Here is a 26,918-nt window from a genome sequence, read left to right as displayed (position 1 = left end):
AAGCTTGTCGTCCCCGCAGACTGGCTTCCCGCATGACCGTCATCCGCGCCATCGTCACCGACATCGAGGGCACCACCAGCTCGATCAGCTTCGTCAAGGACGTGCTGTTTCCCTATGCGCGCGAGCGCCTGCCCGCCTTCGTCGAAACCCACGGCGACACGCCCGAGGTGCGGCACTGGCTGCACGAGGCGGCCCGGGAGGACGGTCTCATCGAGGCTTCCCGGCAGGAAGTGATCGAGCTGCTGCTGCGCTGGATCGACGAGGATCGCAAGTCCACCGCGCTCAAGGCGCTGCAGGGCATGATCTGGCGGGAAGGCTACGAGAACGGAGACTACCGGGCACACCTGTACCCGGAAGTCTCCGCCCGGCTGCATGCCTGGCGCGGCGAGGGCCTGCACCTGTACGTGTATTCCTCCGGCTCGGTGCCCGCGCAGAAGCTGTTCTTCCGCTACAGCGAGGCCGGCGACCTGTCGCCATTGTTCGCCGGCTATTTCGACACCGAGACGGGCCCCAAGCGCGAGCAGGCATCCTACGAGAAGATCGCCGCCGCGATCGGCGAGCAGCCGGCGCATATCCTGTTCCTTTCCGACGTCGTCGAGGAACTGGATGCCGCCAGGGCCGCCGGCCTGCGCACTGGCTGGCTGCTGCGCGCGCCGCTGGCGATCCCGGATGCGCCGCGTCACCCGGCCTACCGCCAGTTCGACGACATCGTCCTCTGACCCACGCGAGTTCTCCGCCATGCGCACCGCATTGACCGCCCTGCTCGCCTTCGCGGCCGGCGTATTGCTCATGCTGGGCCTGTCGCACCATGCGCCGGCCGGCGGCGAGACCACCGTTCCCGCCCACGCCGCCAGCACGGCGACGCCGGCCACCAGCACGCCAGGCACCGACGAGGACACCGCCACGGACGACAACTGGCCCCAGCAGGCCCCCTCGCCGGAACAGGTGATCTATTCGCAGCGCGGCATGGTGCGCAAGGCGCTGTCCGGGCTGGGCGCGCGCGTGCCCGGCCGCCCCAATCTCTATGTGGTGGCCTTCGGCGGCGACGGCGGCGAGGACGTGTTTCGCAACGAGGCCGAATACGCTGCCAAGCTGTTCCCGCAGCGCTTCGGCAACAGCACCCACGTGATGGTGCTGGAGAACAATCCCGCCTCGCTGGAGCAGCGCCCACTGGCGACCTGGAGCAACCTCGAGGAAACCCTGGACGGCCTTGCCGGCACGATGAAGCTGGACGAGGACATCCTGCTGCTCTACCTCACCACGCACGGCGACGAGGACCACACCCTGCTGGTGGACATGGATCCGCTGCCGCTCGACCAGATCGGCGCGGACGACCTGGCCGACATCCTCGGCAAGCACCCGTTCAAGTGGAAGGTGGTGGTGGTGAACGCCTGCTATTCCGGCGGCTTCGTGCCGCCCCTGCGCGGCGCGGGCACCCTGGTGATTACGGCTGCGCGCGCCGACCGCAGCTCCTTCGGCTGTGGCAGCGATTCGGATGTCACCTACTTCGGCAAGGCCTGGCTGGTCGATGCCCTGAACCGCACGCCGGATTTCATGGAAGCCTTCCGCCAGGCCTCGGGCGAGATCGCGCAATGGGAAGCGAAGGACCGGCTGACGCCGTCCGAGCCGCAGATGGACGTGGGCAGCGGGATCGCCGGTCAGCTTGCGCTGTGGCGCCGATCCGTGGTGCCGGGCCCGGCACTGGCGTTCAAGCCGGCGCCACCGGAACATACCGGCAGCGCACACTAGACCCTGGCCGGCACCGGGCTCGGGGCGTGCCAGAGCCAGCGCTCCTCGCTGCGCGGGACACTGTTGCCATCGAGCGGAAACAGCACGGCGCTGCGCGGCGCCACGCGCAGCGCCATGCCGGGCTGCAGACCCAGTCGCGACAGGTCCTCGCTGGCCACGTCCGCTTCCAGCGGCTGGTCCAGCGAGGCGACGTGCAATTCCAGGTGCGCGACGCTGCCCGCGAGATAGATATGCCGCAGCCGTGCCTCCCAGGCCGGCTGTGAGGGAGGCACTGCCAGCCACAGCTGTTCCGGCCGCACATAGGCGACCGCCTCGGTGACGTCGCGCTGCCAGGGATCGTCCTCGGGCATCCATCCGCCCACGCCGAATCCCGCCCCATGGCGCCGGACGCGAAAGCGGTTGACCTTGCCGATGAACTCGCACACGAAGGGGGTCGCCGGCTGCTGATAGATGACTTCCGGCGTGCCAACCTGCTCGATGCGGCCGTTGTTCATCACAGCGATGCGATCGGCCAGTTCCAGCGCTTCTTCCTGGTCGTGGGTGACGAAGACGGTGGTGAGCTCCAGTTCCTCGTGCAGCTCGCGCAGCCAGCGACGCAGGGTCACGCGCACCTGAGCGTCGAGCGCGCCGAACGGCTCGTCCAGCAGTAGCAGGTCCGGCTCCACCGCCAGGGCGCGGGCCAACGCCACGCGCTGGCGCTGGCCACCCGACAGCTGCGTCGGATAGCGGCCGCCCAGGCCCTCCAGTTGCACGCGGCGCAGCAGGCGCTCGACCCGTTCGCGGATCTCGGCGCGCGACGGGCGCGAGCGCCATGGCCGCACGCGCAGACCGAACGCGACGTTCTCCGTCACCGTGAGATGCCGGAACAGCGCATAGTGCTGGAACACCATGCCGATGCGCCGCTCGCGCGCGGGCGTGGCCAGGAAATCCTCGCCGCCCATGCGCACGCCGCCGCCATCGGGATAGTCCAGCCCGGCGAGGATGCGCAGCAAGGTGGTCTTGCCCGAGCCGGAAGGTCCGAGCAACGCCAGGAACTCGCCGGGCGCGATGGACAGGCTGACGTCGTCCAGCGCGCGAAATCCCGCGAAGCGTCGGTCGAGATGGGACAACTCGAGCGTCATGCGCGTCCTCGTTCAGTGTCCACCCGGCGCATGCGCCAGCTCGTCGCCATAGCGCCATTCCAGCAGGGTCTTGATGCCCAGGGTAAGCAACGCCAACAGGGCCAGCAACGAGGCGACCGCGAAGGCTCCCACGTAGTCGTATTCGTTGTAGCGCATTTCCACTTCCAGCGGCATGGTGGTGGTGAGCCCCCGGATATGGCCCGAGACCACCGAGACCGCGCCGAACTCGCCCATCGCCCGCGCATTGCACAGCAGCACGCCGTACAGCAGGCCCCAGCGGATGTTCGGCAAGGTCACCCGGAAAAACATCTGCCAGCCACTGGCGCCCAGCACGCGCGCGGCCTCCTCCTCCTCGCTGCCCTGCGACTGCATCAGCGGTATCAGCTCGCGCGCGACGAACGGCAAGGTGATGAAGATGGTGGCCAGCACCAGCCCCGGCACCGCGAAGATGATCTTCACGCCATGCGCATCCAGCCATGGCCCGAACCAGCCCTGCGCGCCGAACAGCAGCACGTACACCAGGCCCGAGATCACCGGCGACACCGAGAACGGCAGGTCGATGAACGCTCCCAGCAAGGCCTTGCCGGGAAAGTCGAAGCGCGCCATGGCCCAGGCCGCGGCGACGCCGAACACCACGTTCAGCGGCACCGCGATCACCGCCACCAGCAAGGTGAGCCGGATCGCCGAGAGCGCCTCCGGCTGTTGGATCGAGGCGACATAGGGCGACACGCCCTGGCGGAACGCCTCCACGAACACCGTGGCCAGCGGCAGCACCAGGAACAGCATCAGGAACACCAGGGCCGCCAGGATCAGGCCCAGGTGCACCAGGCGGCGCGGCCAACCCCACGGACGCGAGGGATGGCGCCCGCTCATGCCGCGTGCTCCGCCCAGCGGCGGCTCCAGCGCTGCAGCAGGGCCACCGCCACCAGCAGCGCGAACGACAGCAGCAGCATGACCACGCCCAGCGCCGCGGCACCGGCATAGTCGAACTGTTCCAGCTTCTGCACGATCAGCAGCGGCACGATCTCCGAGCGCATGGGAATGTTGCCGGCGATGAAGATCACCGAGCCGTACTCGCCCACCGCGCGCGCCAACGCCAGCGCGAAGCCGGTGAGCAGGGGCGGCGCCAGCATCGGCAGGATCACCCGGAAGAAGGTCTGCCAGCGCCGCGCGCCCAGGCTTTCGGCGGCCTCCTCCACGTCGCGCTCCAGCGACGCCAGCACCGGCTGCAGGGTGCGTACCACGAAGGGAAAGCCCACGAACACCATCGCCACGAACGCGCCGAGTGGCGTGTAGGCTACCTGGATGCCCATCGGCGCCAGCCAGCCGCCCAGCCAGCCATTGGGCGCGTACAGCGTGGTGAGCGCGATGCCGGCCACCGCGGTCGGCAGGGCGAACGGAAGATCCACCAGCGCATCGAACAGGCGCCGCCCTGGGAAGCGGTAGCGCACCAACACCCAGCCCACCAGCAGGCCAGCCGCCACGTTGACCAGCGCCGCCAGCAAGGCCCCGCCCAGGCTGAGCCGCAGCGCGGCCAGCGTGCGCGGCGTGGACAGCAGATGCAGCAGTTCCCTGACGCCGATGCCCGACGCCTTCCAGGCCAGCGCGGCCAGCGGCAACAGCACGATCAGCCCCAGGTAGGCCAACGCATACCCCAGGCTGATGCCGAAGCCCGGCAACACGCGCCGCCGCATGCGCTTCAGTTCCCCGCGCCCAGTTGATCGAAGATGGCACCGTCGTTGAAGAACTTCGCCTGCACCTGGCGCCAGTCGCCGAACACCTCGTCGATGGTGAAGGTGTGCGTTGCCGGGAACTGGCCGGCATAGCGCGCGGCCACCTCGGGCGAACGCGGGCGGTAGTAATTCTTCGCGGCGATCTCCTGGCCCTGCGGCGAATACAGGAACTGCAGGTAGGCCTCGGCCACGGCGCGCGTGCCATGCTTGTCCGCGTTGGCGTCCACCACCGCCACCGGCGGCTCGGCCAGGATGGTGAGCGAAGGCACCACGATCTCGAACTTGTCCTTGCCCAGCTCCTGCCGCGCCAGCAGGGCCTCGTTCTCCCAGGCGATCAGCACGTCGCCGATACCGCGCTGGACGAAAGTGTTGGTGGCGCCGCGCGCGCCGGTGTCGAGCACCGGCACGTGCCCGTACAGCTCGCGCACGAAGGCCCTGGCCTTGTCGTCATTGCCGCCCGGCTGCTTGAGCGCGTAGCCCCAGGCCGCCAGGAAATTCCAGCGGGCGCCGCCGGACGACTTGGGATTGGGCGTCACCACCTGGATGCCGGGACGCACGAGGTCGGGCCAGTCCTTGATGTCCTTTGGATTGCCCTTGCGCACCAGGAACACGATGGTCGAGGTGTAGGGCGAGGCGTTGCTGGGCAGGCGCTTCTGCCAGTCCTTGGCCAGCAGCCCGTGGTCGGCGATGGCATCGATGTCGTAGGCCAGTGCCAGGGTCACCACGTCCGCCGACAGGCCATCGACCACCGAGCGCGCCTGCTTGCCGGAGCCGCCATGCGACATCTGGATGGTGACGCTGTCGCCGTGCTGCGCCTTCCATTGCGCGGCGAAGGCGCCGTTCACCTGGCGATAGAGCTCGCGCGTGGGATCGTAGGAAACGTTGAGCAGGGTGATGTCCTTGGCCGGCGCCACGCCGGCCAGCAGCAGGCCAGCGGCGGCGACCAGGGCCGGAAAGAACGTTTTCATGGCGTCTCCCGTATGCTGGGCCGGTGGCCAGCTTAGCCAGACCGGCGTGTCGGTACGAAATCGCAATATGTCATAACTTCATGATCCGGCCATGCGCGATATCAGCGTGCGGCGCGCCACGGCATTCCTCGGAGCCTGTTCGCGGTCTGCACGCGGTCCGCGACAAGATCGCAAAGATGGGCTCTCAGGGTACTTCGCCCGCGCTGTCGAGGGTGGCGACGGCCGTGTCGGCGCTCGCCAGGCGGACCGCCAGGCGATGGGCCGCCGCTCGGATTTCCGGCATCGCCGTGCATTCCCACAGGTTGCCGCGCAGCAGCGAGCCGATCGCATGCAAGCCCGGCTGCACGCGACCATCCGCATCCAGCAACCGGCCGTCCGGCTTGGCCAGCACGCCCAGGTGCAAGGGATCGGCCACCGCCAGTCCATCGCGCAGCAACTGCGACAGCAGGTCGTGGGCGCAGTACGCCACCGCGGTGTCCAGGCCGGTCGCCTGGATCACCAGGTCCGCCTCCAGCGTGCTGACCAGTTGAGTGGCGCGCTCGCGCAGGGTCACCTGCAGCGGCGCCGTGCCATCCACATCGAGCACGCGGGCGGCATGCACCTGCAGGCGGCCTTCTTCCTCCAGTTGCAGGATCGCCTCGCCCGTGGCCGGCGCCATGCGATGACGCGAGGCCTCCCAGACCCAGCGCGCATGCCGCAGGAACTGGCGCCGCCGCGCATGGCTCATGCCCTGCCACAGCAAGGCGTTGACCGGGCGCATGCCGTCGATGACGCTGCGCCAATCGGTATCTTCCATTTCCGCGATGGCCCGGCGCACCTGCCGCAGCATCGGCAACGCGCCATCGCAGGCCAACAGGGCCTGGTTGAGCGCTGCCTGCCGCGCATACGGCGACAGCGGCAGCGCGGCGTGCGTGAACGGCCACAGGCCATGGCGCGATACCGCCACCAGTTCCGCATGCGGCCACTGCACGGCCGCCGAGAGCAGCGTATCGACCGCGGTCAGCCCGGTGCCGATCACCAGCACGCGGCGCGGCGCCTTCGGGTGGCGATCCAGTCGCCAGGGATCGAGCTCGTAGGCACCGCTGTCCAGGGCGGTGGTCGATACCGTGCGCAACGGCCGCTGCGACAGTGCGCCTATCGCCAGCACCACGTGCGCCACCTCCAGCCAGCGGTCGGCGCCCACGCGCACCGCGTAGCCGGCCTCGCCGCGCGGCGCAATCTCGCGCGCGCTGCCGGGATGGATGCGGAAGCTGCGCCCGGCGCGTCGCGCCGCATCGATGCGCGCGCCCACCTGCGCCTGGATGAAATCGCCGAACAGGCGACGCGGCAGGAAATCCGTGCCCTTCACCTGTCCCAGCTGCCGCGAGGCATGCCGGATGAAGTCGTCGCCATGCTCCTGGAACACGCCCATGGCCGAGGCGCGCACATTGAGCAGGTGCCGGTCGTCGCTGGTGGCGTAGGCCACGCCCCGCCCCGGCATGTGCTGGCCGACGATCCAGTGGACCGTGCCCGCGTCGTAGCAGGCCAGCAGTTCGCCAAAGGCCGCCGCGCCCGCCGCACCACCGCCGATCACCGCGACATCCGTCATGACTCACTCCTCTAGCGAGGGCACGGAGCCAGGCAAGCTGCTGGCAGCAGCCCTCGTCCTGTCCGTGTGCTTGAGGCAAAGAAATCACAAGCGCCGTTAAGGCCGCGCTAGCCCTTCATGGGTTTGCGGCGCGGCTCATTCCCGGGAGGTTATGACGACCGCTGCACGGCATGCCTCTGGGCCAGCACCGCCGCGACGTCCGCCAGGCCCAGGCCGCGCGCGCGCAAGGCCACCGTCAGGTGATAGACGAGATCGGCCGCTTCGCCGAGCAGCGCCTCGTCGTCCTGGGCCACTGCGGCGAGCGCGGTTTCCACGCCCTCTTCGCCCACCTTCTGCGCCATGCGGCGGATGCCGCCTTCGAACAGGCGGGTGGTGTAGCTGCCTTCGGGACGCTCGGCATGGCGCTGGGCAACCAGCGCATCCAATTGCGCGAGGAACCCCAACGCGGGCCGCACATCGTCGCCGAAGCAGCTGCTCGTTCCCGTATGGCAGGTCGGTCCCTGCGGCTCGGCCAGCGCCAGCAGCGTGTCGCCGTCGCAATCCACGCGCAGCGATTTCAGCGCCAACACGTGCCCGGAGCTTTCGCCCTTGGTCCACAGCCGCTGCTTGCTGCGGCTGAAGAAGGTGACCTGTCCGGTCGCCTGCGTCGTCGCCAGCGCCTCGGCGTTCATGTAGCCCAGCATCAGCACTTCGCCGGTAAGCCAGTGCTGCACGATGGCCGGCAGCAGGCCATCGCCCTTGGACCAGTCCAGTCGCGAAGGATCGAAAGTCGTCGTCATGTCCTATCCCCGCCTCACCGTCACGCCCGATGCCGCCAATGCCTGCTTCAACGCGGGAATCGCGATCGCGCCGGAATGAAACACGCTGGCCGCCAGCGCGCCATCGACATCGGCCTCGGCGAAGGCGTCGCGGAAATGCTCGATGGCGCCCGCGCCGCCGGAGGCGATCAGCGGCACCCGGCAGATCGCGCGCACCGCGGCCAATTGCTCGAGGTCGTAGCCCTGGCGTACGCCATCGCTGCCCATGCAGTTGAGCACGATCTCGCCGGCGCCGCGCCGCTGCGCCTCGGCCACCCAGTCCAAGCTGCGCCGCGGCAGTGCCTGCGTGCGCGAGGGATCGCCGGTGTACTGGCGCACGCGCCATTCGCCGTCGGCATCACGCAGGCTGTCCACGCCCACCACCACGCATTGCACGCCGAAGGCCGCGGCCAGCTCGTCGATGAGTTCGGGCCGCTCCAGCGCGGGCGAGTTCACCGAGATCTTGTCCGCGCCCGCATGCAGCACCGCGCGTGCTTCCTGTACGCTGCGGATGCCGCCGGCCACGCAGAACGGGATGTCGATCACCCGCGCCACGCGCTCTACCCAGCCGCGATCCACGCTGCGCCCTTCCGGGCTGGCGGTGATGTCGTAGAACACCAGCTCGTCGGCGCCCTCGTCGCGATAGCGCAGGGCCAGTTCCACGATCTCGCCCATCACCACGTGGTCGCGGAAGCGCACGCCCTTGACGACCTTGCCGTCGCGCACGTCCAGGCAGGGAATGATGCGACGGCTCAGCATGCGAGCGCCTCCGCCAGCGCGAAGCGCCCTTCCAGCAGCGCGCGGCCAAGGATCACGCCGCGCGCGCCGGCCTCGCGGGCGGCGCGGATGTCCTCCAGCGAGCGCACGCCGCCGGAGGCCTGCACGGCCATCGCCGGCACCGTGGCGGCGAGATGGCGATAGAGTTCGAGGTTGAAGCCGGCCAGCATGCCGTCGCGATCGATGTCGGTGCACAGCAGGTGCCGGGCGCCGCGCGCGGCGTACCAGGGCGCCAGCTCGTCCAGCGTGCGCGATTCGGCTTCGGTCCAGCCCGCGCTCGGCAAGGTCCAGGCGCCATCGCGCCGCAAGGTGTCCAGCGCCAGCGTGAAGCGTTCGGCACCGTGTGTCTCCAGCCAGCCGGCGACGCGCCCGGGCTCGCGGATGGCCAGGCTGCCCAGCACCACCCGCGCCACACCGGCGTCGAACAGGCGCTGCACGTCGGCCTCGGCGCGCACACCGCCACCGGCCTGGACGTGCATGCCGTCGCGGGCGATCGACTCGATCACCGCCAGGTTGGCCAGGCTGCCGCCGCGCGCGCCGTCGAGGTCCACCAGGTGCAGCCAGGCCGCGCCGGCACCGGCATAGCGGCGCGCCTGCTCGCGCGCGTCCACGTCGTAGGTGGTCTGCTGCGCGTAGTCGCCCTGCTTGAGGCGTACCACGCGGCCTTCGCGCAGGTCGATGGCGGGAATGACAACGAAGCTCATAGGTCGAGGAAGTTCTTCAGCAGGCGGGCGCCGACCCTGGCCGAGCGCTCGGGATGGAATTGCATGCCATGGAAATTGCCGGCGGCGATCACACTGGCGAAGTCGCCATCGTAGTCGGTGGTGGCCAGCGTGTACTCGCCCACCGGCACCGCATAGCTGTGCACGAAGTAGGCCCAGTCCTGCTCGCCCAGCCCGTCCAGCAGCGGATGCTCCTGCTGCTGGCGCAGACGGTTCCAGCCCATGTGCGGCACGCGCAGACCGGGCCGTTCGACGAAGCGCCTGACCGTGGCGGGCACCACGCCCAGGCACTCGGTATCGCCCTCTTCCGAGCGCTCGCACAACAGTTGCATGCCCAGGCAGACGCCGAGCACCGGCTGGGTGAGCGAACGCATCAGTTCCACCAGGCCCAGCTCGCGCAGCCGTGCCATGCCCGGCCCGGCAGCGCCGACGCCGGGGAGGATGACCTTGTCCGCGGCACGGATCGCCGCCGCGTCGGAGGTCAGCGCGGCTTCCACGCCCAGCCGCTGCAAGGCATAGCGCACCGAACCGATATTGGTGCCACCAGCATCGACCAGCACCACGCTCATCACAGCGCTCCCTTGGTGCTGGGCAGTTCGCTGCCCTCGCGGCGGATGGCCTGGCGCAACGTGCGCGCCACGGCCTTGAAACAGCCCTCCACCATGTGGTGTGCGTTCTCGCCGCGCACGCTCAGGTGCAGGTTGGCGCCCAGCGTCTCGCACAGCGAGCGGAAGAAATGCGGCACCAGCTCGGTGGGCACGTCGCCCACGCGCTCGCGCGGGAACTGCCCCTCGAACACGAAGTACGGACGACCCGACAGATCCAGCGCCGCGCTCGCGGACGATTCGTCCATCGGCAGGGTGAAACCGTAGCGGCCGATGCCGCGCTTGTCGCCCAGCGCCTGGCGCAGCGCTTGGCCCAGGGCCAGCGCGCAGTCCTCGATGGTGTGGTGCTCGTCGATGTGCGTATCGCCATCGCAGCGCAGCGCCAGCGCGAAGCCGCCATGCTTGCCGATCTGCTCCAGCATGTGATCGAAGAAGCCCAGGCCAGTATGCACCTGTGGCTCGGCCGCCTTGTCCAGGTTCACGCTGACCGTGATGCGGGTCTCGCGCGTGTTGCGCTCCACCGTGGCCATGCGCGGCGCATCGAGCAACTGGTGCGCCACCTCGTCCCAGCCCAGGCCCTGCGGTCCCACGCGCAGGCCGCGCACGCCCATGTTGGCGGCGAACTGCAGGTCGGTCTCGCGGTCGCCCACCATCGCGGAGGCGGCGCGGCTCCAGCCGTCGTCGGCCAGGTAGTGGCGCAGCATGCCTACTCCCGGCTTGCGGGTGTCCCTGTTCTCGTGCGGGAAGCTGCGGTCGATCAACACGTCGCGAAAGCGGATGCCCTGCGAAGCGAGGATGCGCATCAGGAGATCATGCGGGCCATGGAAATCGGCCTCGGGAAAACTGTCCGTGCCCAGGCCATCCTGGTTGGTCACCATCACCAGTTCATAGCCGGCGGCCACGAAGCGCTGCAGCGCGGCGATCACGCCGGGCAGCAGGGCGAACTTCTCATAGCTGTCGATCTGGAAATCCGCCGGCTCCTCGATCAGGCAGCCGTCGCGGTCGATAAAGAGGATCTTGCGGCTCATGCGGTTCCACCCGATACCGTTCCCTCGGCCACAGCCCGGCCTTCCGTGGACGCGCCATCCAATACGGCGAGCACGCGATCGTTCTCTTCCACGCTGCCGATGGTGATGCGCAACGCATCGCCCAGCCCCGCATAACGACGCACGTCGCGCACCACCACGCCGGCCTCGAACAGGCATCGGTAAGCCGCGCCGGCATCCTCGAAGCGCACCGCCAGGAAGTTGGCCTGCGAGGGCAGTACCTCGCGCACGCCGGGCAGGGCCGCCAGCGCGGCCCGCATGCGCTCGCGCTGCTCGCGCACGGTGGCGAGATGCCCGCGCGCCACGCGCTGCCCCTCCGGTGAAAGCGCTTCCAGCGCCAGCGCCACGCAGGGCCGCGGCAATGGATATGGCGCCAGGATGCGGCGCAACAGGCCGACCACCGCCTCGCTGGCGAGCAAGGTGCCGATGCGCGCGCCGGCCAGCGCCCAGGCCTTGGAAAGCGTGCGCAGCACGACCAGGTTCTCGTAGCGGTCGATCAGCGGCGCGGCGCTGGCCGCGTCGGCGAACTCGATGTACGCCTCGTCCACCACCAGCAAAGCGCGCCCGGCCAGTGCCTGCGCCAGCCGCTCCACCTGCGCGGCGCTCACCAACCGCCCGCTCGGGTTGTTGGGCGTGCACACGAACACCAGTTTCACCGCAGGCGTCAGCGCCGCCAGCACGGCGTCCACGTCGAGCAGGAAATCGGCCGCCAGCGGCACCTCGACGATGCCGGCGTTCTGCACATGGGCGCATACCGCATACATGCCGAAGGTCGGCGGCTGGATGGCGATGGCGTCCTCGCCGGCACGGCAGAACGCGCGCACCAGCAGGTCGATCGCCTCGTCGCTGCCACGTCCCACCAGCACCTGCCCGGCACGCACGCCGTACAGCGCGGCCAGTGCCTCGACCAGGGCACGCGGCTGCGGATCGGGATAGCGGTTGCAATCCAGCGCCGGGTCGCCCGGCGGCGCCCAGGCCGACTCGTTGGCGTTGAGCAGGATGCTGCCGCCGCTCGCCTCCATGCGTGCCGAGGAATACGGCTGCATTGCGCGGATTTCCGGCCGCGCCAGGTCGAGCACGCTCATGCCGCATCCTCCAGCGCCGCCAGGCGCAGCGTGACCGCGCGGCGGTGCGCTTCCAATTGCTCCGCCGCCGCCAGGGTGGCGGTGCACGGCCCAATGGTGCGCAAGCCGTCGGCGCTCACCTCCTGCACGGTGATCTGCTTCTGGAAACTGGCCACCGACACGCCGCTGTAGCTGCGCGCATAGCCATAGGTGGGCAATACGTGGTTGCTGCCGCTGCAGTAGTCGCCCACCGACTCCGGCGTCCACGCGCCGAGGAACACCGAGCCCGCGCTTTCGATGGCGGGCAGCAGCGCGCGTGGATCGGCCACCTGCAGGATCAGGTGCTCGGGCGCGTAGCGGTTGCTCACCTCCACCGCCTGGGCCAGCGATGCCACCGCGATCAGGCGGCTCTGCGCCAGCGCCTGCTCGGCGATATGCGCGCGCGGCAGCGCCGCGCACTGTCGCGCCACCTCCGCCGCCACCGCGTCGAGCAGCGCCGGCGACGGGCTGAGCAGGATCACCTGCGAATCCGGGCCATGCTCGGCCTGCGACAGCAGGTCGGCCGCCACGAAGGCGGGATTGGCCGCCTCATCGGCGATCACCAGTACCTCGGACGGGCCGGCCGGCATGTCGATGGCCGCGCCTTCCGGATCGGACGACACCTGCAGCTTGGCCTCGGTGACCCAGGCGTTGCCCGGGCCGAACAGCTTGTCGCACTTGGGCACCGAGGCAGTGCCATAGGCCATCGCGGCAATCGCCTGGGCGCCGCCCAGCTTGAACACGCGGTGCACGCCGGTGATGCGCGCGGCGTACAGCACCGCCTCGTCGCAATGGCCATCGGCGCGCGCGGGCGAGCACAGCACCACCTCGGCGCAGCCCGCGATGCGGGCCGGCACGCCGAGCATCAGCGCGGTGGACGGCAGCGGCGCGCTGCCCGCGGGAACGTACAGGCCCACGCGGCGGATCGGACGCAGCACGCGTTCCACCCGCACGCCACTGGCCGTGTCCAGTGCCACCGGTTGCGGCGCGGCGGCACGATGGAAGGCCTCGATGCGGCCGGCGGCTTCCTCGATGGCGGCCTTCAATGCAGGTGCCAGGCGCGCCTCTGCCTCGCCGAACTCTGCATCGCCCACTTCGAATGCGTCAAGCGTGCAACGGTCGAAGCGTGCGCTGAATTCGCGCAGCGCGGCGTCGCCGTCAGTGCGCACGCGCGCCACGATCTGCTCGACGCCATTGCGCAGGGTTTCCGCGCGCGATTGCGCCGGCCGGGCCAGCGCGGCGCGCTGTCCGGCTTCGTCCAGTGCCATCCAGTCCAGGCGGTTCATGCCGTTCTACCCTTCATTGCCGCCTGCCTCACGCAAGCATCTTTTCCACCGGCAGCACGAACATCTCGCGCGCACCGGCCTTCTTGATTTCCTCGAGCTGGCGCCAGCTCACCTCGCCCGCGCACAGCGCCTGCAGCATCAGCTGGTCGGGCTGGCCCGCCACCGGCAGCAGGGTCGGCTGCGGCCCGCCCGGCAGCAGTCGGATCACCGCGTCCAGGGCGTGGCGCGGGGCCTGCAACAGCAGCAGGCGCGACTCGCGCACCTGGATCACGCCGTCCAGCCGCTTGAGCAGCAGGTCGATCATGTCGCCGCGCTCGTCGGCGGGCAGCGCCTGCGGGCCGGCCAGCACCGCTTCGCTTTCCAGCAGCACCTCGACCTCGCGCAACTGATTGGCCACCAGCGTGCCGCCGCTCTGCACGAGGTCGCAGATGGCGTCGGCGGTGCCCAGGCGCGGCGCGATCTCGACCGAACCGGCCAGGGTCACCACGCCCGCGCCCACGCCGCGCTCGCGCAGCCACCGGCCCAGCAGGCCGGGATACGAGGTGGCGATGCGTTGCCCCTGCAACTGGGCGGCATCCGCATAGTCCAGCTCCTGAGGTACCGCGATGGATAGCCGGCAGCGGCCGAAGCCCAGCGAACGCCACTCGGCCAGTTCGGGACCGTCCTGCCCGGCGGTGAGCTGGAACTCGCTGAGCACGTTGCGCCCCACGATGCCCAGGTCGCACACGCCCTGCGCGATCAGTCCGGGGATATCGTCGTCGCGCACCAGCAGCAGGTCCACGGGCTCGCCCTCGCCGAAGCAGAACAGCTTGTCGCGGCTCTGGCGGAAGGTAAGCCCGCAGCGGTTGAGCAGGTCGAGCGCCGGTTCGGTGAGCCGGCCGGATTTCTGCATCGCGATGCGCAGTCGGTCGCGCGGTTTCATGCGGGGAGCCTGTGCAATGCCTCCCCGGAGCGCACGCCACAAGCCGCCGGCACGCAGATCGGGGAAGAAAGGGGGAAAAGGGATCGATACGCGGCGGAACGGCGGCGGACCACGGCGGCCGGACCGTTCCCGCCCTGGCTACGCGGTGGCATGGGAGGAACCCTTGGCCTTCTTGCCGGCCGCGCGGCGGCGGGCGGCACGGGCGGCGGCGGCCAGGTAGCCGCCACTGCCCTGGTTGATGTAGCGCGCCACGCGACCGATGGTGGTGATGCTCACCGCGGTGCGCTCGTGAATCTCCCGGTAGGACACGCCTTCGAGCAGGTACGGCACCACGCGCCAGCGGTCCACCATCACCTCCAGTTCGGCCGGCGTGCACAGGTCGTGCAGGAACGCCGACATCTCATCGACGCCCTTGAGCGACAGCAACGCCTCGCACAGGCTGCGTTCGGCCGATTCGGCCGGGGTTTCGGGATCGAGCGATCGACGCTTCATAATGTACTAACGCGTTAATACAATGGATCGCATGATACGCGACGCGGCGCGGCCCGGCAAGCCGCTGCCACGTCGCATGCGGCCATGGCAATTTCTTGCGGGCAACCGCGTCGTCACGCCGGTCTCGCCAAGCGTTGCCGACGCGGCTAACATAGATAGGTAACCTACCTATTCATCCGCGAGGCAAGGCCATGCATGCCAAGACCACCCAACGCCGCGAGGCTCTCGTCGTGGCCGAGCAGCTGCGCGCCGCGCTGCGGCGCGTCTACCGGCAGATCCGGCGGGACGCCGAGGAATCCGCCGTTTCCCCGCTGCAGGGCCAGTTGCTGGTGGCCATCCTGGAGCACCCGGGCATCGGCGTGGGCGAGCTGGCCGGGCTGGAGCGCTTGCGCAGCCCGACCATCAGCGGCCATCTCAAGAGCCTGGTCGAGGCCGGCCTGGTCAAGCGCACGGTTCCCGATACCGGCGACCGACGGCGCGTGGGGCTAATGGTCACCGCGCGCGGCCGCGCCACCGTCGAGGCCCGGCGCAAGCAGCTCACCGACCGCCTGGCCCAAGCCCTGGCCGAACTCTCCCCTGCCTCGTTCGAGGCGATCCGCGCCGCCATCCCCGCCCTCAACGAGCTCGACGCATGACCCAGCCCATCGCCACGCCTGCCGCCACGCTCCCCGTGGCCAGCCCGCCTTCCGCCCAGGAAATCCAGCGCGTGTTCATCGGCCTGGTGATCGTGCTGGCGCTGGGCGCGATCGACCAGAGCATCGTCGCCACCGCGCTGCCACGCATCGTGAGCGACCTGGGTGGCATCAACCATCTCTCCTGGGTGGTGACGGCCTACGTGCTCGCCTCCACCGCCACCATGCCGCTGTACGGCAAGCTGAGCGACCAGTACGGCCGCAAGCCGATGGTCATGTTCGCCATCCTGGTATTCCTGCTGGGCTCGGTGCTGAGCGGCGCGGCACGCAACCTGATCGAGCTGATCGTGTTCCGCGCCGTGCAGGGCGTGGGCGCGGGCGGCCTGCTGCCGCTGGCGCAGATCATCATCGGCGACATGGTGCCGCCGACGCAGCGCGGGCGTCGGCAGGGCGTGATCGCGGCGATCTTCGCCGTCTGCAGCGTGGTCGGCCCAGTGCTCGGCGGCCTCATCACCGACCTGCTGTCCTGGCACTGGATCTTCTACGTGAACCTGCCGGTCGGCGCGGTGGCGCTGGTGATGATCGGGCGCACGCTGCGCCAGTACACGCCGTTGCACCACCGTCGCATCGACTATCTGGGCTCGGCCCTGATGACCATCGCCACCGTCTCGCTACTGCTGGTGCTGACCCTGGGCGGCACGCAATGGCCGTGGGCTTCCGCGCCCATCGCCGGCTTCGCCGCATGCGCGGCGCTGACCGGCGTGCTGTTCGTGCGGCACGTCCGCCACGAGCCGGAGCCGGTCTTGCCGCTGGCCCTGTTCCACAACCGCCTGTTCGTGATCGCCTGCACGGTGATGGCGCTGACCTTCATGGGCCTGCTGGGCGCCAGCCTGTTCTTCCCGCTGTTCTTCCAATTGGTGATGGGCGTGAGCCCTGCCCGCTCCGGACTGATGACCGGGCCGCTGATGGTCGGCATCGCGGCGGCCTCGCTGTTCAACGGACGCGTGCTGCTGCGCGCGGGCCGCTATAAGCCGGCGCAGGTGATCGGCCTGGCGGTGGCCACGGTCGCCTTCGGCGTGCTGGCGTGGAGCGCGGCCACCTCGCAGGGGCTTGGCGTCATCGAACCGTCGATGCTCTCGCTCGGCCTCGGGCTGGGCCTGGTGATGCCGAACATGACCATTGCCGTGCAGAACGCGCTGGCGCCGGTCCACCGAGGCGTGGGCACGGCCACGCTGGCCTTCTTCCGCTCGCTGGGCGGGCTGGTCGGCGTGGCGGGCTCCGGCGCCATCCTTGCCTGGCAGCTGCGGCGCTCGTCGAACCTGCTGCCGCATACCGCCACCCTGCTCGCCGAGGGCGGCCCGAGTCCCGACAGCGTGCTGTCCCTGCATGCGCAGGCGGCAGCGGTGGCCGTCTACCGCCACGCCATCGCCTTCACCTTCGTCACCGGCACACTGGTGGTGGCCTGCGCTTTCCTGGTGATCCTGCTGCTGCCGGAGTTTCCGCTGCGCGACCACCACCCTCACGCCGCCGCGCCGGCGCCGGTGGCCGAGTAGCGACACGGGTATTCCGGCTAGGCCGTGAACGCGCGCTGCCGCACCAGCTCGCAGACCTTGCGCACGTCGCCATCCATCGCACGGTCGCGCGACATGAAGCCGATATGCTCGCGCAGCGCATCGTGCGCCCGGCGCACGGCGGTGCCCGCATGGAAGTCGCCCACGTGGGCCAGCGCCGCGGTGAGCTGGCGCACTTCCTCGGCGAACTGCGCATGGTGCGGATGCCCTTCGCGTGGCGCATTGGACACCTTGCCGGCCAGCGCCTGCCAGTCCCCGCGCGCCGCCAGGCGGCGCGCCGCGTTGAGCATGGCCTGGCGGAAATCCAGTGCCTGCGCGGCGGTGTACAGCTCCAGCGCGATCACATGGCCCAGGTCTTCCATCATCTCCAGCACGTGACGCGCCTCGTTGGCGCCCATCGATACGTGGTCCTCGGCGTTCGCACTGGTCGGCACCGAATACACGCTGGCCGGATGCGCACGCGTGGCGAGATCATTCACCAGCGCCGCGGCGGTGTACTGCACGATCATGAAGCCGGAGTCGGTACCGTCCTCGTTGCCGGTGAGGAAGGCTGGCAGGCCATCGTTGGTGGCCGGGTCCACCAGCTTGTTGAGGCGCCGCTCGGAGATCGACGCCAGCACCGGAAGCGCCGCCTTCACGTAGCTCATCGCCAGCGCCAGCGGCATGCCATGGAAATGGCCGGCCGAGATCACCTGCTCCTCGATGAACTGCGCGCCTTCCGCATCGGGGAAGATCAGCGGGTTGTCGGTGACCGCGTTGAGCTCGATGTCGATCACGCGGCAGGCCTGGGCCCAGGCGTCGCGCACCGCGCCGTGCACCTGCGGCATGCAGCGCAGGCAATAGGCATCCTGCGGCTGGTGCTTCTTGCCACCCCGGAACGGCAGGAAGCGCGCGTAGAACGCCTCGCGACCATGGCGCTGGTTCGCGGGCACCCAGTCCCAGCCGATGTCGAAGGTCAGCGCCTGATCGGCGGGATCGGCCCAGGCCTCGGCCGTCCACGGCTTGAAGCGCGGCACCAGGTGATAGGGAATGTCCACCAGCGTGCTGCCGTCGAGCAGGCTCCTTACGTGTTCGGCGGTGCCGACCTGGCCAGGATGCGGGCGCAGCGCATGCACTTCCGGGCGCAGCGCGCCGCTGCGTCCGGCGAAGGCATCCAGCGTCATCGCCGCGGCGAGGTCGGCCAAATCTAGCAAATAGGCCAGGTCGTCCAGCGCCAGCGCGGCGGTGGCCAGCATCTGCGCGGTGCCGTTGTTGAGCGCCAGCCCTTCCTTGAAGGACAGCCGAATCGGCGACAGGCCGGCGCGCCGGAGCGCCTCGGCGCCCGGCAGGCGCTCGCCCCGGTAGAACGCCTCGCCGCCGCCCAGCAGCACGATGGCCAGGTGCGAGAGTGGGGCCAGGTCGCCGCTGGCGCCGACCGAGCCCTTCTCCGGCACCACCGGCACCACGTCGGCGTTGAGCATCGCGGTGAGTGCCTTGAGCGTCTCCACGCGGATGCCCGAATGCCCACGCATCAGCGTATTGATGCGGATCACCAGCATGGCGCGCACCACGTCCGCCGCGAACGGCTTGCCCACGCAGACCGCGTGGGTGGTGATGAGGTTGTGCTGCAGCTCTTCCAGCAGCGTGCCCTCCGGCTTGCCCGGATTGCCTCCCGGCAGCTCGTCGCGCAGGCGGTGCGCGCCCAGTAGCTTGTCGGCATTGCTGCCGAAGCCGGTGGTGACGCCATAGGTCGGCTCCCCGCAGCTCACCTTGTCGGCGAGGAAATCCGCCGCGCGCCGCACGCGTGCAAGCTGCGCCTCGTCCAGCACCACGCACAGCCCCCGGCGGGCCACCGCCACCAGTTGCTCGCGGGTAAGGCTGCTGCCGTCCAGGAGAATGGTCTTCGCAGTCATGCTCGGCTCCGGCCCGGACGGGCCCGTGTATCCATGGAGCGCCGCGCCATCACGGCGCGGCGGTGATTCAGGCGAGGCGGCTCAGCGACCGATCTCGGCCTGCGCCAGTTCGACACGCAGCGTCTTGACGAGTTCGGCGCGCGGTACCTCGAACTGGTCCTCGCGGCGCAGGTCCTTCACGGTGACCACGCCCTTGGCGAGTTCGTCCTCGCCCAGCACTACCGCGAAGCGGATGCCCGCGCGGTCGGCATACTTGAACTGCTTGCCCAGCTTGCCGCCGTCCATCACCACCTCGGTGGCGATGCCGGCACTGCGCAGCTCGTTGGCCACGGCGAGGTAGGCAGGCAGCTGGGCCGGATCCATCTGCGTCACCAGCACGTCGACCGTGCTCTGCCCGGTGGCGACCAGCCCGGCGTCGCGCAGCTGCCAGTACAGGCGCGTGAGCCCGATGGAAATGCCCACGCCCGGCAGCTTGGACTTGGTGTACTGGCTGGCCAGGTTCTCGTAGCGGCCGCCCGAGCAGATCGAGCCGATCTGCGGATGGTCGTTGAGCGTGGTCTCGTAGACGGTGCCGGTATAGTAGTCCAGGCCACGCGCGATGGAGAGATTCAGCGCGTAGTGCGTCTCCGGCACGCCGAAGTCGCGGATCAGGCAGAGCACTTCCCTCAGTTCCGCGCGCCCCTGCTCCATCGCCTCCGGGCCAGGGCCCAGCGCGTCGAGCCGGTCGAACGCATCCTGCAGCGAAGTGGAGCGTACCTGCACGAAATCGAGGATCTTCTGCGCAGTGGCCGCGCTCAGGCCGAACGGCTCGGCAGTGAGCGTGCCGCGCACGTAGTCGGCACCGCGCTTGTCCAGCTTGTCCACCTCGCGCAGCACCAGGGTCTGCTGCTCGCTGTCGCCCACGCCCAGGCTCTCGAAGAAGCCGCGCATCAGCTTGCGGTTGTTGAGCTGGATGGTGAACGCGCCGATGTTCAGCTCGCGGAAGACGCTGTAGATGACCGCCGGCAGTTCGGCGTCGTAGCGGATCGATAGGGCGTCCTTGCCGATCACGTCGATGTCGCACTGGTAGAACTCGCGGAAGCGGCCGCGCTGGGCGCGCTCGCCGCGGTATACGCGCTGCATCTGGTAACGGCGGAATGGGAAGGACAGGTCGTGTTCGTGCTCGGCCACGTAGCGCGCCAGTGGCACGGTAAGGTCGAAGCGAAGCGCCAGCTCCGGCTTCTCGCCCTGCTCCAGCGAACCGGTGGACTGCACGAAATAGACCTGGCGCTCGGTCTCGCCGCCGGTCTTGGTCAGCAGCACGTCGGCATATTCGATGACCGGCGTCTCGATCGGCAGGAAACCGAAGCGCTCATAGTTGCGGCGGATCACATCGAGCATGCGCTGGAACGCGATCTGGTCGAGCGGCAGCAATTCGAGCACGCCGGGCATGGTGCGGGCCGGGGTAAGCGCCATGAAATCCTCTGCTAAGCGACAGGAAAACGTCGGGCCACCGCCGCATGGCGGCAAACCCAACCAAGCCGCATAGGTTAGCAGAAGGCCACTCCCCAGCCGCGCCGCCGCCCCGCTCCCGCTTGCCGGACGCATCATGACGAAAAATTTGCACGCCCCTGTTGCCAAGGTCGCGGGAGGCCATTAAGATACGCGGCTCCCACGGGGTGTAGCTCAGCCTGGTAGAGCGCTACGTTCGGGACGTAGAAGTCGCATGTTCGAATCATGTCACCCCGACCAAAATTCGAAGTAATGAAGGCCCTGAAATCCGCTAAACGGCGTGCTTTCAGGGCCTTCTTCTTTTTGCGGGCGGAAACGGCCCCGCATCGCGCAAGCCGTCGTCCTTTCCTGGGCTGCATTCCACGGACACGAGGACAAGCCACCCGCTCATAAAGCCATGCGGGACGACGTCAATGCGACGGATCGGACCAGGCTAGGCCGATCCGTCGCGATACTCATAGGGCCCTTACCTCAAAAATCGAAGTTCGCAGACAACATGACGGTGCGCGGCGTTCCCTGGGTCAGGTAGCCGCCGGTCGCCGAGGCCCAGTAATTCTTGTTGGTCAGGTTCTGGACGGTGAGATTGAAGGTCACCGGCACGCCCTCCAGCGGGGCCGTCACCCTTGCGCCGACGTCATAGGTGGTCCATGCCGGCACCTTCAGCGTGTTGGCGACATCCAGGTATTGCTTGCCCGTCCGCACGGCGCGCGCGCTGAAGGTCAGGTCCGGCGTATCGGGAACGGTCCACTCCACGCCGGCATTGGCCTGGAAGCGCGGCACGCCGATGGCATCCTTGCCGTCATCCAGCCCGCCCTGGGTCTTCACCATGCTGGGCTGGAGATAATTGGCGCCACCCAGGATGCGCACGCCCGTGACCGGTTCGCCGAAGAAGCTCCACTCCACGCCACGATTGCGCTGTTCGCCGTCCACCACGTAGGTGTTGGTCGCATCGACGTAGGCGCTGGGCTGCTTGATCTGGAATAGGGCAAGGCTGCTGCCGACGTTGCCGCCATCCCATTTGACGCCGACTTCGTTCTGCTTGGCCTTGTATGGGGCGAATACCTGGCCGGCGTTGGTGACCGGCGCGCCATTGAAGTTCACCGGCGCCTCGCCGCCCTGGGTGAGCGCCTCGATATGGTTGGCATAGACAGACCATGCATCGGCGATGCGGTAGACCACGCCGACGATCGGGCTGCTGGCGTATTGCAGGTATTCGGATGTCTTGGCGCCGTCCACGCCGTCCACCGCGTAGGCATAGCTGATGACATGCAGCTTCTGGCGACGCACGCCGAGCGTGACCTGCAGGCGATCGTCCATGAAGCCGAGCGTGTCGGAAAGCGCCAGGCTGCGCAGCTGCGTCCGGCCGGTGAAGCCAGGGTCGCTGATCGGGCCGACGTTGTAGATGTAGTCCGGCGTCGCGACGCTGGTCGGGTGGTAGATGTTGGTGTCGAACGTGTCGGAGCCGGCATAGGCGGCTTTCTTGTTCGTGGACAGGGCCGAGAAGCCCAGGGTCACCCGGTGGGTAACGTCCCCGGTATCGAAATGCGCATTGAAGCCGGCCTCGCCGGTGCCGGTGTCGGCGATGTACGGCACGGTGAAGCGCGACTCCGTGGCGTTGCCGGCGTTGTCGATGAGCGTCGGGCTCACGTAGTCGCCGAACTCGTGGCCGTGGTGCCCGCCGGCGGCGGCATAGCCGATCAGCCACGGCGTGAAATCGTATTCCGCGCGGACGACGCCGAAGGTGTCCTCCAGCGAGGAGCCCGACCACGGCTGCGCATAGTTGGTCTTTGCCGATGGCGCGCTAGGCACCTCGGTAGCGCTGCCGATGTACACCACCGAGCGGCCGCCGCTGATGACCTGCTTCTGGTAGCCGACGTCGGTGGTGATGCGCAGGCGGTCGCCACGGTAGTCGAAGTCGACCGCGGCGGCGGTGACGCGGCGCTTTTCCCCATCGATGGCCGTGTCGCCATCGCGGTGCACCGCGTTCACGCGGATGCCGAACTCGTTTCCAGCACCAAAGCGGCGGCCGAAGTCGATGGTGCCGCCCACCTGGCCGTCGCTGCCGTAGTCGACGCCCACGCGCGTTATCGGCTGCGCTTCCGCCCGCTTGGGCGCGATATTGATGGCGCCGCCGATGCCCGAACCGGCGATGCTGATGCCATTGAGAAAGGCATTGGCGCCCTTGAACACCTCCACGCGGCTGATCAACTCGGGCGCGAGCAGCTGGCGCGGAAGCAGGCCATAAAGCCCGTCGAAGCCGATGTCATCGCTATACAGCTGGAAACCGCGGATGGTGAACACCTGCGAATAGTTGCCGTAGCCAAACCCCGTGCGCACGGCCGGGTCGTTGTCCACCACGTCGCCCAGGGTGCGGGCCTGCTGGTCGCGGATCAGCGTGTCGGTATAGCTGGCGAGGCTGAAGGGAACGTTCATCGCATCCTGGTTGCCCAGCACGCCGAAGCGCCCGCCTCGCGCCACCTGGCCGCCGGCGTAGGCCGATGTCGGCGCGGCCACGTCGGCCTGTACCTGCACGCCCGACAGCGTCGTCACGTTGTCGCCGGGCTTGCGCTGCTCCTGGTTCGTCGTATCGTCGGCATGCGCCGCGGCGACGGCGAACAACGCACTGGCGAGTACGGCCGGCTTGAACAGCAAGGCGCCAAAGCGCGATGGGGGTAAAGTCGTAGGCATAAATGATCCCAAGGGGAAACAGGAAAATCCGATCACGCCAATGATAATCATTATCATTGGCGGGCGTCGAGTAGCCGTACGGCCTTCCCTGTCCAGGCACCGCCATGGTCTTCCGGCCAAACCTGGGAACAAACGGCTGAAGCGCGTGGCATTGCGCCCACCGTGCGGCCATTCGACGCACTGCCGCAGGGGCTGCTGGAGCGGCCCTGGCCGGAACAAGTCCACCACCGGCCAGCCGGCCTCCGCAGCCTCCCGCCTCCACCACCTTCACCATGGCGTAACCCGATGTCGTGGAGCATGCACCATGCGCTCGATCCGACCGAATAGACGTCCAAAACCGGATGGATGGCTCAGGGGAATCGGATGATCGGCATCGTGGCGCCCGTCCTCGGGGGACATCGGAACCAGGCAGTCGATGGCTGGCTTCGATGCTTGTTCGGATTAACACCATTTCCGTGCATGGGATAACCTGCCCGCCCCTGCAAGGCGCATGTGCATGCAGCGGCGCCTGCCATACGACTCCAGGAAAATCCCCCCGATGAAACATGCCATGGCTTGCAGCCTTGCTCTTCTTCTCCTCGCCCTGGCCCAGCCTGGCCTGTCCGAGGAATCGCCTCCGCGGGATGAGAGTTATCCTGCCGGCGATATCGCCCTCCACCTCGACCTGACCCGGGTACCGCAACGTGTCTATGAGGTGGCGGAAACGATACCGGTGGCGCCAGGACCGGTTTCGCTCTACTACCCCCAATGGGTGCCGGGCGATCACAAGCCCAGCAATCCGATCGAAAGCCTGGCGGGCCTGGTGATCCACGGGAACGGAAAAGTCATTCCCTGGCGCCGGGACCTGCGGAACATGTACCTGTTCCATCTGGACGTGCCGGAGGGCGTGCGTGCGCTGCAGGTGAGCATGGAATCCCTGATCCAGCCGGAATCGCACGGTTTCCTCGGCGCAACGCCGAAACTGGCCAGCCTGAACTTCGAACAGGTCCTGCTCTACCCGGCGGGATATGCCGCGCGCAGGATCGGTGTCCTGCCCAGCATCACGCTGCCCACAGGCTGGAACTACGCCAGCGCGCTGGAAACCGATCACCGCAAGGGCAACGACGTCTCATTCAAGCGCACCGACCTGGAAACGCTGGTCGACTCGCCCGTCCTGGCGGGGGAGTACTTCAAGCGCGTGGACATCGCCAGCGGCCACGGCCAGGCGATACGCCTCGATGTCGCTGCCGACAGGCCCGCAGGGCTCGATGCCGCCGCGGGCGAGGCCAGCATCCTCGCCAAGGTGATCGAGCAGACCGATGCCTTGTTCAGGGCACGCCATTTCGACCACTACGACTTCCTCCTAGCGGTGTCGGACCATGTGGGCACCCACGGCCTGGAACACCACCAGTCCAGCAGCAACTATCTTTCGGCCAGCGCCTTTGCCGATCCTCATTCGCTGCTGTTCGGCGCTCTGCTCCCGCATGAATATGTCCACTCCTGGGATGGCAAGTACCGCGTGCCGGCGGACTTGTGGACGCCGGACTTCAACACACCCATGCAGGACGACCTGCTGTGGGTGTACGAAGGTTTCACCAATTACTACGGCGAGGTAATCACCGCGCGCGCCGGCATCTGGACCCCGGCTCAGTATCGCGACGTCCTGGCCAGGCACGTCGCGCAGATGGCCAGCCAGAGCGGACGCCAGTGGCGCAGCCTGCAGGACACCGCCGATGCCGTCCCGATGAGCCCGACGACCTGGAACAACTGGCAGCGCGGCGACCAGGATTACTACGACGAAGGCATCCTGCTGTGGTTCGACGTGGATACGCAGATCCGCTCGCTCAGTGGCGGGGCGCGCTCGCTGGACGACTTCGCGCGCGCGTTCTTCGGCCATCCCGGCGGCACCGGCAACGTGAAGACCTATGACTTCGCGGAGCTGGTCGCCACCCTCAACCGGGTCCAGCCCTACGACTGGAGCGCGTTTCTCCAGCATCGACTGACCTATGTGGGCGTTGGCCTGCCAGAAACAGGCCTCGACCGCAGCGGATGGAAACTCGTGCTGACCGATGCTTCTTCGGAAGCGGACAAGGCCTGGGGCACCCCCGGGGACACGCGCCTGGGCCCAGGCGTGATGCTCACTTCCGAAGGACGGGTCGTGGACGTGTACAAGGGAAGCCCCGCCTTCACCGCGGGCCTGTTGCCCGGCGTGAAGCTTCTGTCGGTCAACGGCATCCGCTTCAGTCCGGACCAATGGCTGGACGCACTCAAGACGAAGGCACCGATCGACCTGATCGTGCAGAACGGCGACACCGTCGGCACCGCCACACTCGATTATCGCGAAGGCGAGAAATACGCCCACCTGGAACGCGTCGGCGGCACTGCCGATGCCCTTTCCGCCATCACCGCGCCGCGGCCGGTGGCAACTGCCGCGCAGGCCGGCAATCCATGATCCCGTGACACGACGGCGGCCTTCATGCGACGCCCGCTATGCCATGACCAGCACCATGCGGAAGCGCGCCTTGCCCGCCATCATTTTCGCGTACGCTTCCGGCGCCTTCTCCAAGGGCATGGTCTCGATCATGGCCGATACGCCACTCAACGCACTGAAGCGGAGCGTGGCATCGCCAGCCGCCGGCGTCCCCGTCAGGGAGCCTTCAAGCCTACGGCTGCCGAGCACGAGCTCGACGCTCGGCACTTCGACGGGCTGGTCCCCGACGCCGACGACGACCGATACGCCGCCCGGCCGCAAGCCCCTGAAGGCATCGGTCGTCGTCCTGCCGGCGGATGCGGTAACCAGGATGACCTTGGCGCCACCGAGCGCCTGCAGCGCCGCTGCCGGATCCCCGGCGGCACTGTCGATGTAGTGGTGCGCGCCCAACTGCCTGGCCAACGCCGCCTTGTCCTGGCCACGCGCGATCGCCACCACTTCGAAACCCATATGCCTGGCGTATTGCACGCCCAGATGGCCCAGGCCCCCGATGCCCAGCACCGCGACCAGGTCCCCGGCCCGCGCGGGCGAGTTCCGCAGCGCGCTGAAGGTTGTCAGGCCCGCGCACAGCAGCGGCGCCGCGTCGACAGCGGCCAGGGCCTCGGGAATCCGCACCAGCCCGCTGGCCTTGGCCAGCATCACGTCGGCGTAGCCGCCGTCCACATGGATGCCCGTGTAAGACTGGTTCCGGCAGTTCACCAGGTCGCCGCTGCGACAGCTCTCGCAATAACCGCAAGGGCCGGCAAGGAAGCCCACGCCGACGCGTTGTCCCAGCGACCATCCCTGCACACCGTCGCCTAGGGCATCGATCCGGCCAATGGCTTCGTGGCCTGGCACACGGGGCCACTGGATCGGGAAAACGCCCTCGACCGTACCCGCGTCGGAATGGCAGACGCCGCACGCCTCCACGCGAAGGCGGACCATGCCCGGCCCGGGTGCCTGGAGAGGTTTCTCCGTCAGTTCCAGCCGTCCCGGCGCAACCGCCTGCACCGCCCGATAGGTCGTGCCATCCATCCTCCACCTCCCGTCCGCGTGACTGCGCAGCCCATCCAAGCATCGATGAAGCGCCAGGCCGGCGGCTTGGACGAAACCGCCGGCTTTTCTCGAAAGACTTGGAGCCTGTTAGCGACCACCACGGAGCGGCAAACCTATGCTCCGCGGTCGCGCAGGGTGCGCCCCTACACTTGGCGCTGAATTGCAAATTTCCGGATAGCCACCATAAGACCCATGCCCTACGCTCCGCGCTCCCATTCTTTCCCCTTCTC

General features: G+C 68.5%; 23 protein-coding genes and 1 tRNA gene. 6 read left to right on the top strand and 18 right to left on the bottom strand.

Features of this window, described 5'->3' with window-relative positions; genetic code table 11:
* Window positions 1-32: 32 nt before the first annotated feature.
* The gene (gene mtnC / locus MJ605_RS08095; RefSeq protein ID WP_243040931.1) at window positions 33-719 is read left to right on the top strand and encodes an acireductone synthase; all 687 of its coding nucleotides are present in this window, start codon (window positions 33-35) and stop codon (window positions 717-719) included.
* Window positions 720-738: 19 nt separating this feature from the next.
* A complete protein-coding gene (locus tag MJ605_RS08090) occupies window positions 739-1,749 on the top strand; it encodes a C13 family peptidase (RefSeq protein WP_243040930.1) in 1,011 nt (336 codons plus the stop codon).
* Here MJ605_RS08090 and MJ605_RS08085 read toward each other — a convergent pair.
* From MJ605_RS08085 to MJ605_RS08020, 14 genes are all read right to left on the bottom strand, one after another.
* The gene (locus MJ605_RS08085) at window positions 1,746-2,870 is read right to left on the bottom strand and encodes a sulfate/molybdate ABC transporter ATP-binding protein (protein WP_243040929.1); all 1,125 of its coding nucleotides are present in this window, start codon (window positions 2,868-2,870) and stop codon (window positions 1,746-1,748) included. The two genes, MJ605_RS08090 and MJ605_RS08085, sit on opposite strands and share 4 nt — an antisense overlap.
* Before the next feature lie 12 nt (window positions 2,871-2,882).
* On the bottom strand, window positions 2,883-3,743 hold the full coding sequence (gene cysW / locus MJ605_RS08080; RefSeq protein WP_243040928.1) for a sulfate ABC transporter permease subunit CysW: 861 nt from the start codon (window positions 3,741-3,743) through the stop codon (window positions 2,883-2,885).
* Entirely contained in the window at window positions 3,740-4,564 is an 825-nt protein-coding gene (gene cysT / locus MJ605_RS08075; RefSeq protein ID WP_243040927.1) for a sulfate ABC transporter permease subunit CysT, read from the bottom strand. Before cysT ends, cysW begins: the two co-directional genes overlap by 4 nt.
* A 5-nt stretch (window positions 4,565-4,569) precedes the next feature.
* The gene (locus MJ605_RS08070) at window positions 4,570-5,571 is read right to left on the bottom strand and encodes a sulfate ABC transporter substrate-binding protein (protein ID WP_243040926.1); all 1,002 of its coding nucleotides are present in this window, start codon (window positions 5,569-5,571) and stop codon (window positions 4,570-4,572) included.
* 184 nt (window positions 5,572-5,755) lie between these two features.
* Entirely contained in the window at window positions 5,756-7,159 is a 1,404-nt protein-coding gene (locus MJ605_RS08065; protein ID WP_243040925.1) for an FAD/NAD(P)-binding protein, read from the bottom strand.
* A 149-nt stretch (window positions 7,160-7,308) separates the two neighbouring features.
* The gene (gene hisIE / locus MJ605_RS08060; protein ID WP_243040924.1) at window positions 7,309-7,938 is read right to left on the bottom strand and encodes a bifunctional phosphoribosyl-AMP cyclohydrolase/phosphoribosyl-ATP diphosphatase HisIE; all 630 of its coding nucleotides are present in this window, start codon (window positions 7,936-7,938) and stop codon (window positions 7,309-7,311) included.
* A gap of 3 nt (window positions 7,939-7,941) precedes the next feature.
* Window positions 7,942-8,715 (bottom strand): imidazole glycerol phosphate synthase subunit HisF, encoded by a 774-nt coding sequence (hisF, locus tag MJ605_RS08055; RefSeq protein WP_243040923.1) that lies wholly within the window; start codon window positions 8,713-8,715, stop codon window positions 7,942-7,944.
* Window positions 8,709-9,437, bottom strand: a complete 729-nt coding sequence (locus MJ605_RS08050) for a 1-(5-phosphoribosyl)-5-[(5-phosphoribosylamino)methylideneamino]imidazole-4-carboxamide isomerase (RefSeq protein ID WP_243040922.1) — start codon at window positions 9,435-9,437, stop codon at window positions 8,709-8,711. The genes hisF and MJ605_RS08050 overlap by 7 nt, the downstream gene beginning before the upstream one ends.
* The gene (hisH, locus tag MJ605_RS08045; RefSeq protein ID WP_243040921.1) at window positions 9,434-10,024 is read right to left on the bottom strand and encodes an imidazole glycerol phosphate synthase subunit HisH; all 591 of its coding nucleotides are present in this window, start codon (window positions 10,022-10,024) and stop codon (window positions 9,434-9,436) included. Before hisH ends, MJ605_RS08050 begins: the two co-directional genes overlap by 4 nt.
* Window positions 10,024-11,088 carry a bifunctional histidinol-phosphatase/imidazoleglycerol-phosphate dehydratase HisB gene (hisB, locus tag MJ605_RS08040; RefSeq protein ID WP_243040920.1) on the bottom strand — a complete coding sequence of 355 codons (1,065 nt, stop codon included), beginning with the start codon at window positions 11,086-11,088 and terminating at the stop codon, window positions 10,024-10,026. Before hisB ends, hisH begins: the two co-directional genes overlap by 1 nt.
* Entirely contained in the window at window positions 11,085-12,191 is a 1,107-nt protein-coding gene (gene hisC / locus MJ605_RS08035) for a histidinol-phosphate transaminase (protein ID WP_243040919.1), read from the bottom strand. Before hisC ends, hisB begins: the two co-directional genes overlap by 4 nt.
* Complete coding sequence (gene hisD, locus MJ605_RS08030) at window positions 12,188-13,495, bottom strand: histidinol dehydrogenase (RefSeq protein ID WP_243040918.1); 1,308 nt, start codon at window positions 13,493-13,495, stop codon at window positions 12,188-12,190. The genes hisC and hisD overlap by 4 nt, the downstream gene beginning before the upstream one ends.
* 28 nt (window positions 13,496-13,523) lie before the next feature.
* Complete coding sequence (gene hisG, locus MJ605_RS08025; RefSeq protein WP_425600999.1) at window positions 13,524-14,435, bottom strand: ATP phosphoribosyltransferase; 912 nt, start codon at window positions 14,433-14,435, stop codon at window positions 13,524-13,526.
* Between the two features lie 120 nt (window positions 14,436-14,555).
* A complete protein-coding gene (locus MJ605_RS08020) occupies window positions 14,556-14,909 on the bottom strand; it encodes a YerC/YecD family TrpR-related protein (protein ID WP_243040916.1) in 354 nt (117 codons plus the stop codon).
* 191 nt (window positions 14,910-15,100) lie between these two features.
* Here MJ605_RS08020 and MJ605_RS08015 point away from each other — a divergent pair, with 191 nt between their 5' ends.
* Together MJ605_RS08015 and MJ605_RS08010 are read left to right on the top strand one after the other, a co-directional pair.
* Entirely contained in the window at window positions 15,101-15,544 is a 444-nt protein-coding gene (locus MJ605_RS08015) for a MarR family winged helix-turn-helix transcriptional regulator (RefSeq protein ID WP_243040915.1), read from the top strand.
* The gene (locus tag MJ605_RS08010; protein WP_243040914.1) at window positions 15,541-17,094 is read left to right on the top strand and encodes an MDR family MFS transporter; all 1,554 of its coding nucleotides are present in this window, start codon (window positions 15,541-15,543) and stop codon (window positions 17,092-17,094) included. Before MJ605_RS08015 ends, MJ605_RS08010 begins: the two co-directional genes overlap by 4 nt.
* Window positions 17,095-17,111: 17 nt before the next feature.
* Here the strand turns inward: MJ605_RS08010 and MJ605_RS08005 are convergent, their stop codons facing one another.
* Window positions 17,112-19,004, bottom strand: a complete 1,893-nt coding sequence (locus tag MJ605_RS08005; RefSeq protein ID WP_243040913.1) for an HAL/PAL/TAL family ammonia-lyase — start codon at window positions 19,002-19,004, stop codon at window positions 17,112-17,114.
* 81 nt (window positions 19,005-19,085) lie between these two features.
* Window positions 19,086-20,459, bottom strand: a complete 1,374-nt coding sequence (gene hisS / locus MJ605_RS08000; protein ID WP_243040912.1) for a histidine--tRNA ligase — start codon at window positions 20,457-20,459, stop codon at window positions 19,086-19,088.
* Between the two features lie 199 nt (window positions 20,460-20,658).
* Between hisS and MJ605_RS07995 the strand changes: the two genes are divergently transcribed.
* Window positions 20,659-20,735, top strand: a tRNA-Pro gene (locus tag MJ605_RS07995).
* A 231-nt stretch (window positions 20,736-20,966) separates the two neighbouring features.
* Here MJ605_RS07995 and MJ605_RS07990 read toward each other — a convergent pair.
* Window positions 20,967-23,183, bottom strand: a complete 2,217-nt coding sequence (locus MJ605_RS07990; protein ID WP_243040911.1) for a TonB-dependent receptor — start codon at window positions 23,181-23,183, stop codon at window positions 20,967-20,969.
* A gap of 538 nt (window positions 23,184-23,721) precedes the next feature.
* Here MJ605_RS07990 and MJ605_RS07985 point away from each other — a divergent pair.
* Window positions 23,722-25,614, top strand: a complete 1,893-nt coding sequence (locus tag MJ605_RS07985) for a M61 family metallopeptidase (protein WP_243040910.1) — start codon at window positions 23,722-23,724, stop codon at window positions 25,612-25,614.
* Window positions 25,615-25,650: 36 nt separating this feature from the next.
* Here MJ605_RS07985 and MJ605_RS07980 read toward each other — a convergent pair whose 3' ends face one another.
* Window positions 25,651-26,667, bottom strand: a complete 1,017-nt coding sequence (locus MJ605_RS07980; RefSeq protein ID WP_243040909.1) for a zinc-binding dehydrogenase — start codon at window positions 26,665-26,667, stop codon at window positions 25,651-25,653.
* Window positions 26,668-26,918: the final 251 nt, after the last annotated feature.

Origin of the sequence: Dyella sedimenti, from assembly GCF_022760995.1 — a bacterium.
Lineage (GTDB): Bacteria > Pseudomonadota > Gammaproteobacteria > Xanthomonadales > Rhodanobacteraceae > Dyella > Dyella sedimenti.
Note: the sequence above shows the minus strand (reverse complement) of the source record. Positions and strands in the feature narration are given on the sequence as shown.

Coding starts and splice junctions, on each gene's coding strand:
- hisC (WP_243040919.1), bottom strand. CDS start 12,191: ATGAGCGTGCTCGACCTGGCGCGGCCGGAAATCCGCGCAATGCAGCCG.
- MJ605_RS07990 (WP_243040911.1), bottom strand. CDS start 23,183: ATGCCTACGACTTTACCCCCATCGCGCTTTGGCGCCTTGCTGTTCAAG.
- MJ605_RS07980 (WP_243040909.1), bottom strand. CDS start 26,667: ATGGATGGCACGACCTATCGGGCGGTGCAGGCGGTTGCGCCGGGACGG.
- MJ605_RS08070 (WP_243040926.1), bottom strand. CDS start 5,571: ATGAAAACGTTCTTTCCGGCCCTGGTCGCCGCCGCTGGCCTGCTGCTG.
- hisF (WP_243040923.1), bottom strand. CDS start 8,715: ATGCTGAGCCGTCGCATCATTCCCTGCCTGGACGTGCGCGACGGCAAG.
- MJ605_RS08085 (WP_243040929.1), bottom strand. CDS start 2,870: ATGACGCTCGAGTTGTCCCATCTCGACCGACGCTTCGCGGGATTTCGC.
- cysT (WP_243040927.1), bottom strand. CDS start 4,564: ATGCGGCGGCGCGTGTTGCCGGGCTTCGGCATCAGCCTGGGGTATGCG.
- cysW (WP_243040928.1), bottom strand. CDS start 3,743: ATGAGCGGGCGCCATCCCTCGCGTCCGTGGGGTTGGCCGCGCCGCCTG.
- MJ605_RS08020 (WP_243040916.1), bottom strand. CDS start 14,909: ATGAAGCGTCGATCGCTCGATCCCGAAACCCCGGCCGAATCGGCCGAA.
- MJ605_RS08090 (WP_243040930.1), top strand. CDS start 739: ATGCGCACCGCATTGACCGCCCTGCTCGCCTTCGCGGCCGGCGTATTG.
- hisS (WP_243040912.1), bottom strand. CDS start 20,459: ATGGCGCTTACCCCGGCCCGCACCATGCCCGGCGTGCTCGAATTGCTG.
- hisH (WP_243040921.1), bottom strand. CDS start 10,024: ATGAGCGTGGTGCTGGTCGATGCTGGTGGCACCAATATCGGTTCGGTG.
- MJ605_RS08050 (WP_243040922.1), bottom strand. CDS start 9,437: ATGAGCTTCGTTGTCATTCCCGCCATCGACCTGCGCGAAGGCCGCGTG.
- mtnC (WP_243040931.1), top strand. CDS start 33: ATGACCGTCATCCGCGCCATCGTCACCGACATCGAGGGCACCACCAGC.
- MJ605_RS08015 (WP_243040915.1), top strand. CDS start 15,101: ATGCATGCCAAGACCACCCAACGCCGCGAGGCTCTCGTCGTGGCCGAG.
- MJ605_RS07985 (WP_243040910.1), top strand. CDS start 23,722: ATGAAACATGCCATGGCTTGCAGCCTTGCTCTTCTTCTCCTCGCCCTG.
- hisD (WP_243040918.1), bottom strand. CDS start 13,495: ATGAACCGCCTGGACTGGATGGCACTGGACGAAGCCGGACAGCGCGCC.
- MJ605_RS08005 (WP_243040913.1), bottom strand. CDS start 19,004: ATGACTGCGAAGACCATTCTCCTGGACGGCAGCAGCCTTACCCGCGAG.
- MJ605_RS08065 (WP_243040925.1), bottom strand. CDS start 7,159: ATGACGGATGTCGCGGTGATCGGCGGTGGTGCGGCGGGCGCGGCGGCC.
- hisB (WP_243040920.1), bottom strand. CDS start 11,088: ATGAGCCGCAAGATCCTCTTTATCGACCGCGACGGCTGCCTGATCGAG.
- hisIE (WP_243040924.1), bottom strand. CDS start 7,938: ATGACGACGACTTTCGATCCTTCGCGACTGGACTGGTCCAAGGGCGAT.
- MJ605_RS08010 (WP_243040914.1), top strand. CDS start 15,541: ATGACCCAGCCCATCGCCACGCCTGCCGCCACGCTCCCCGTGGCCAGC.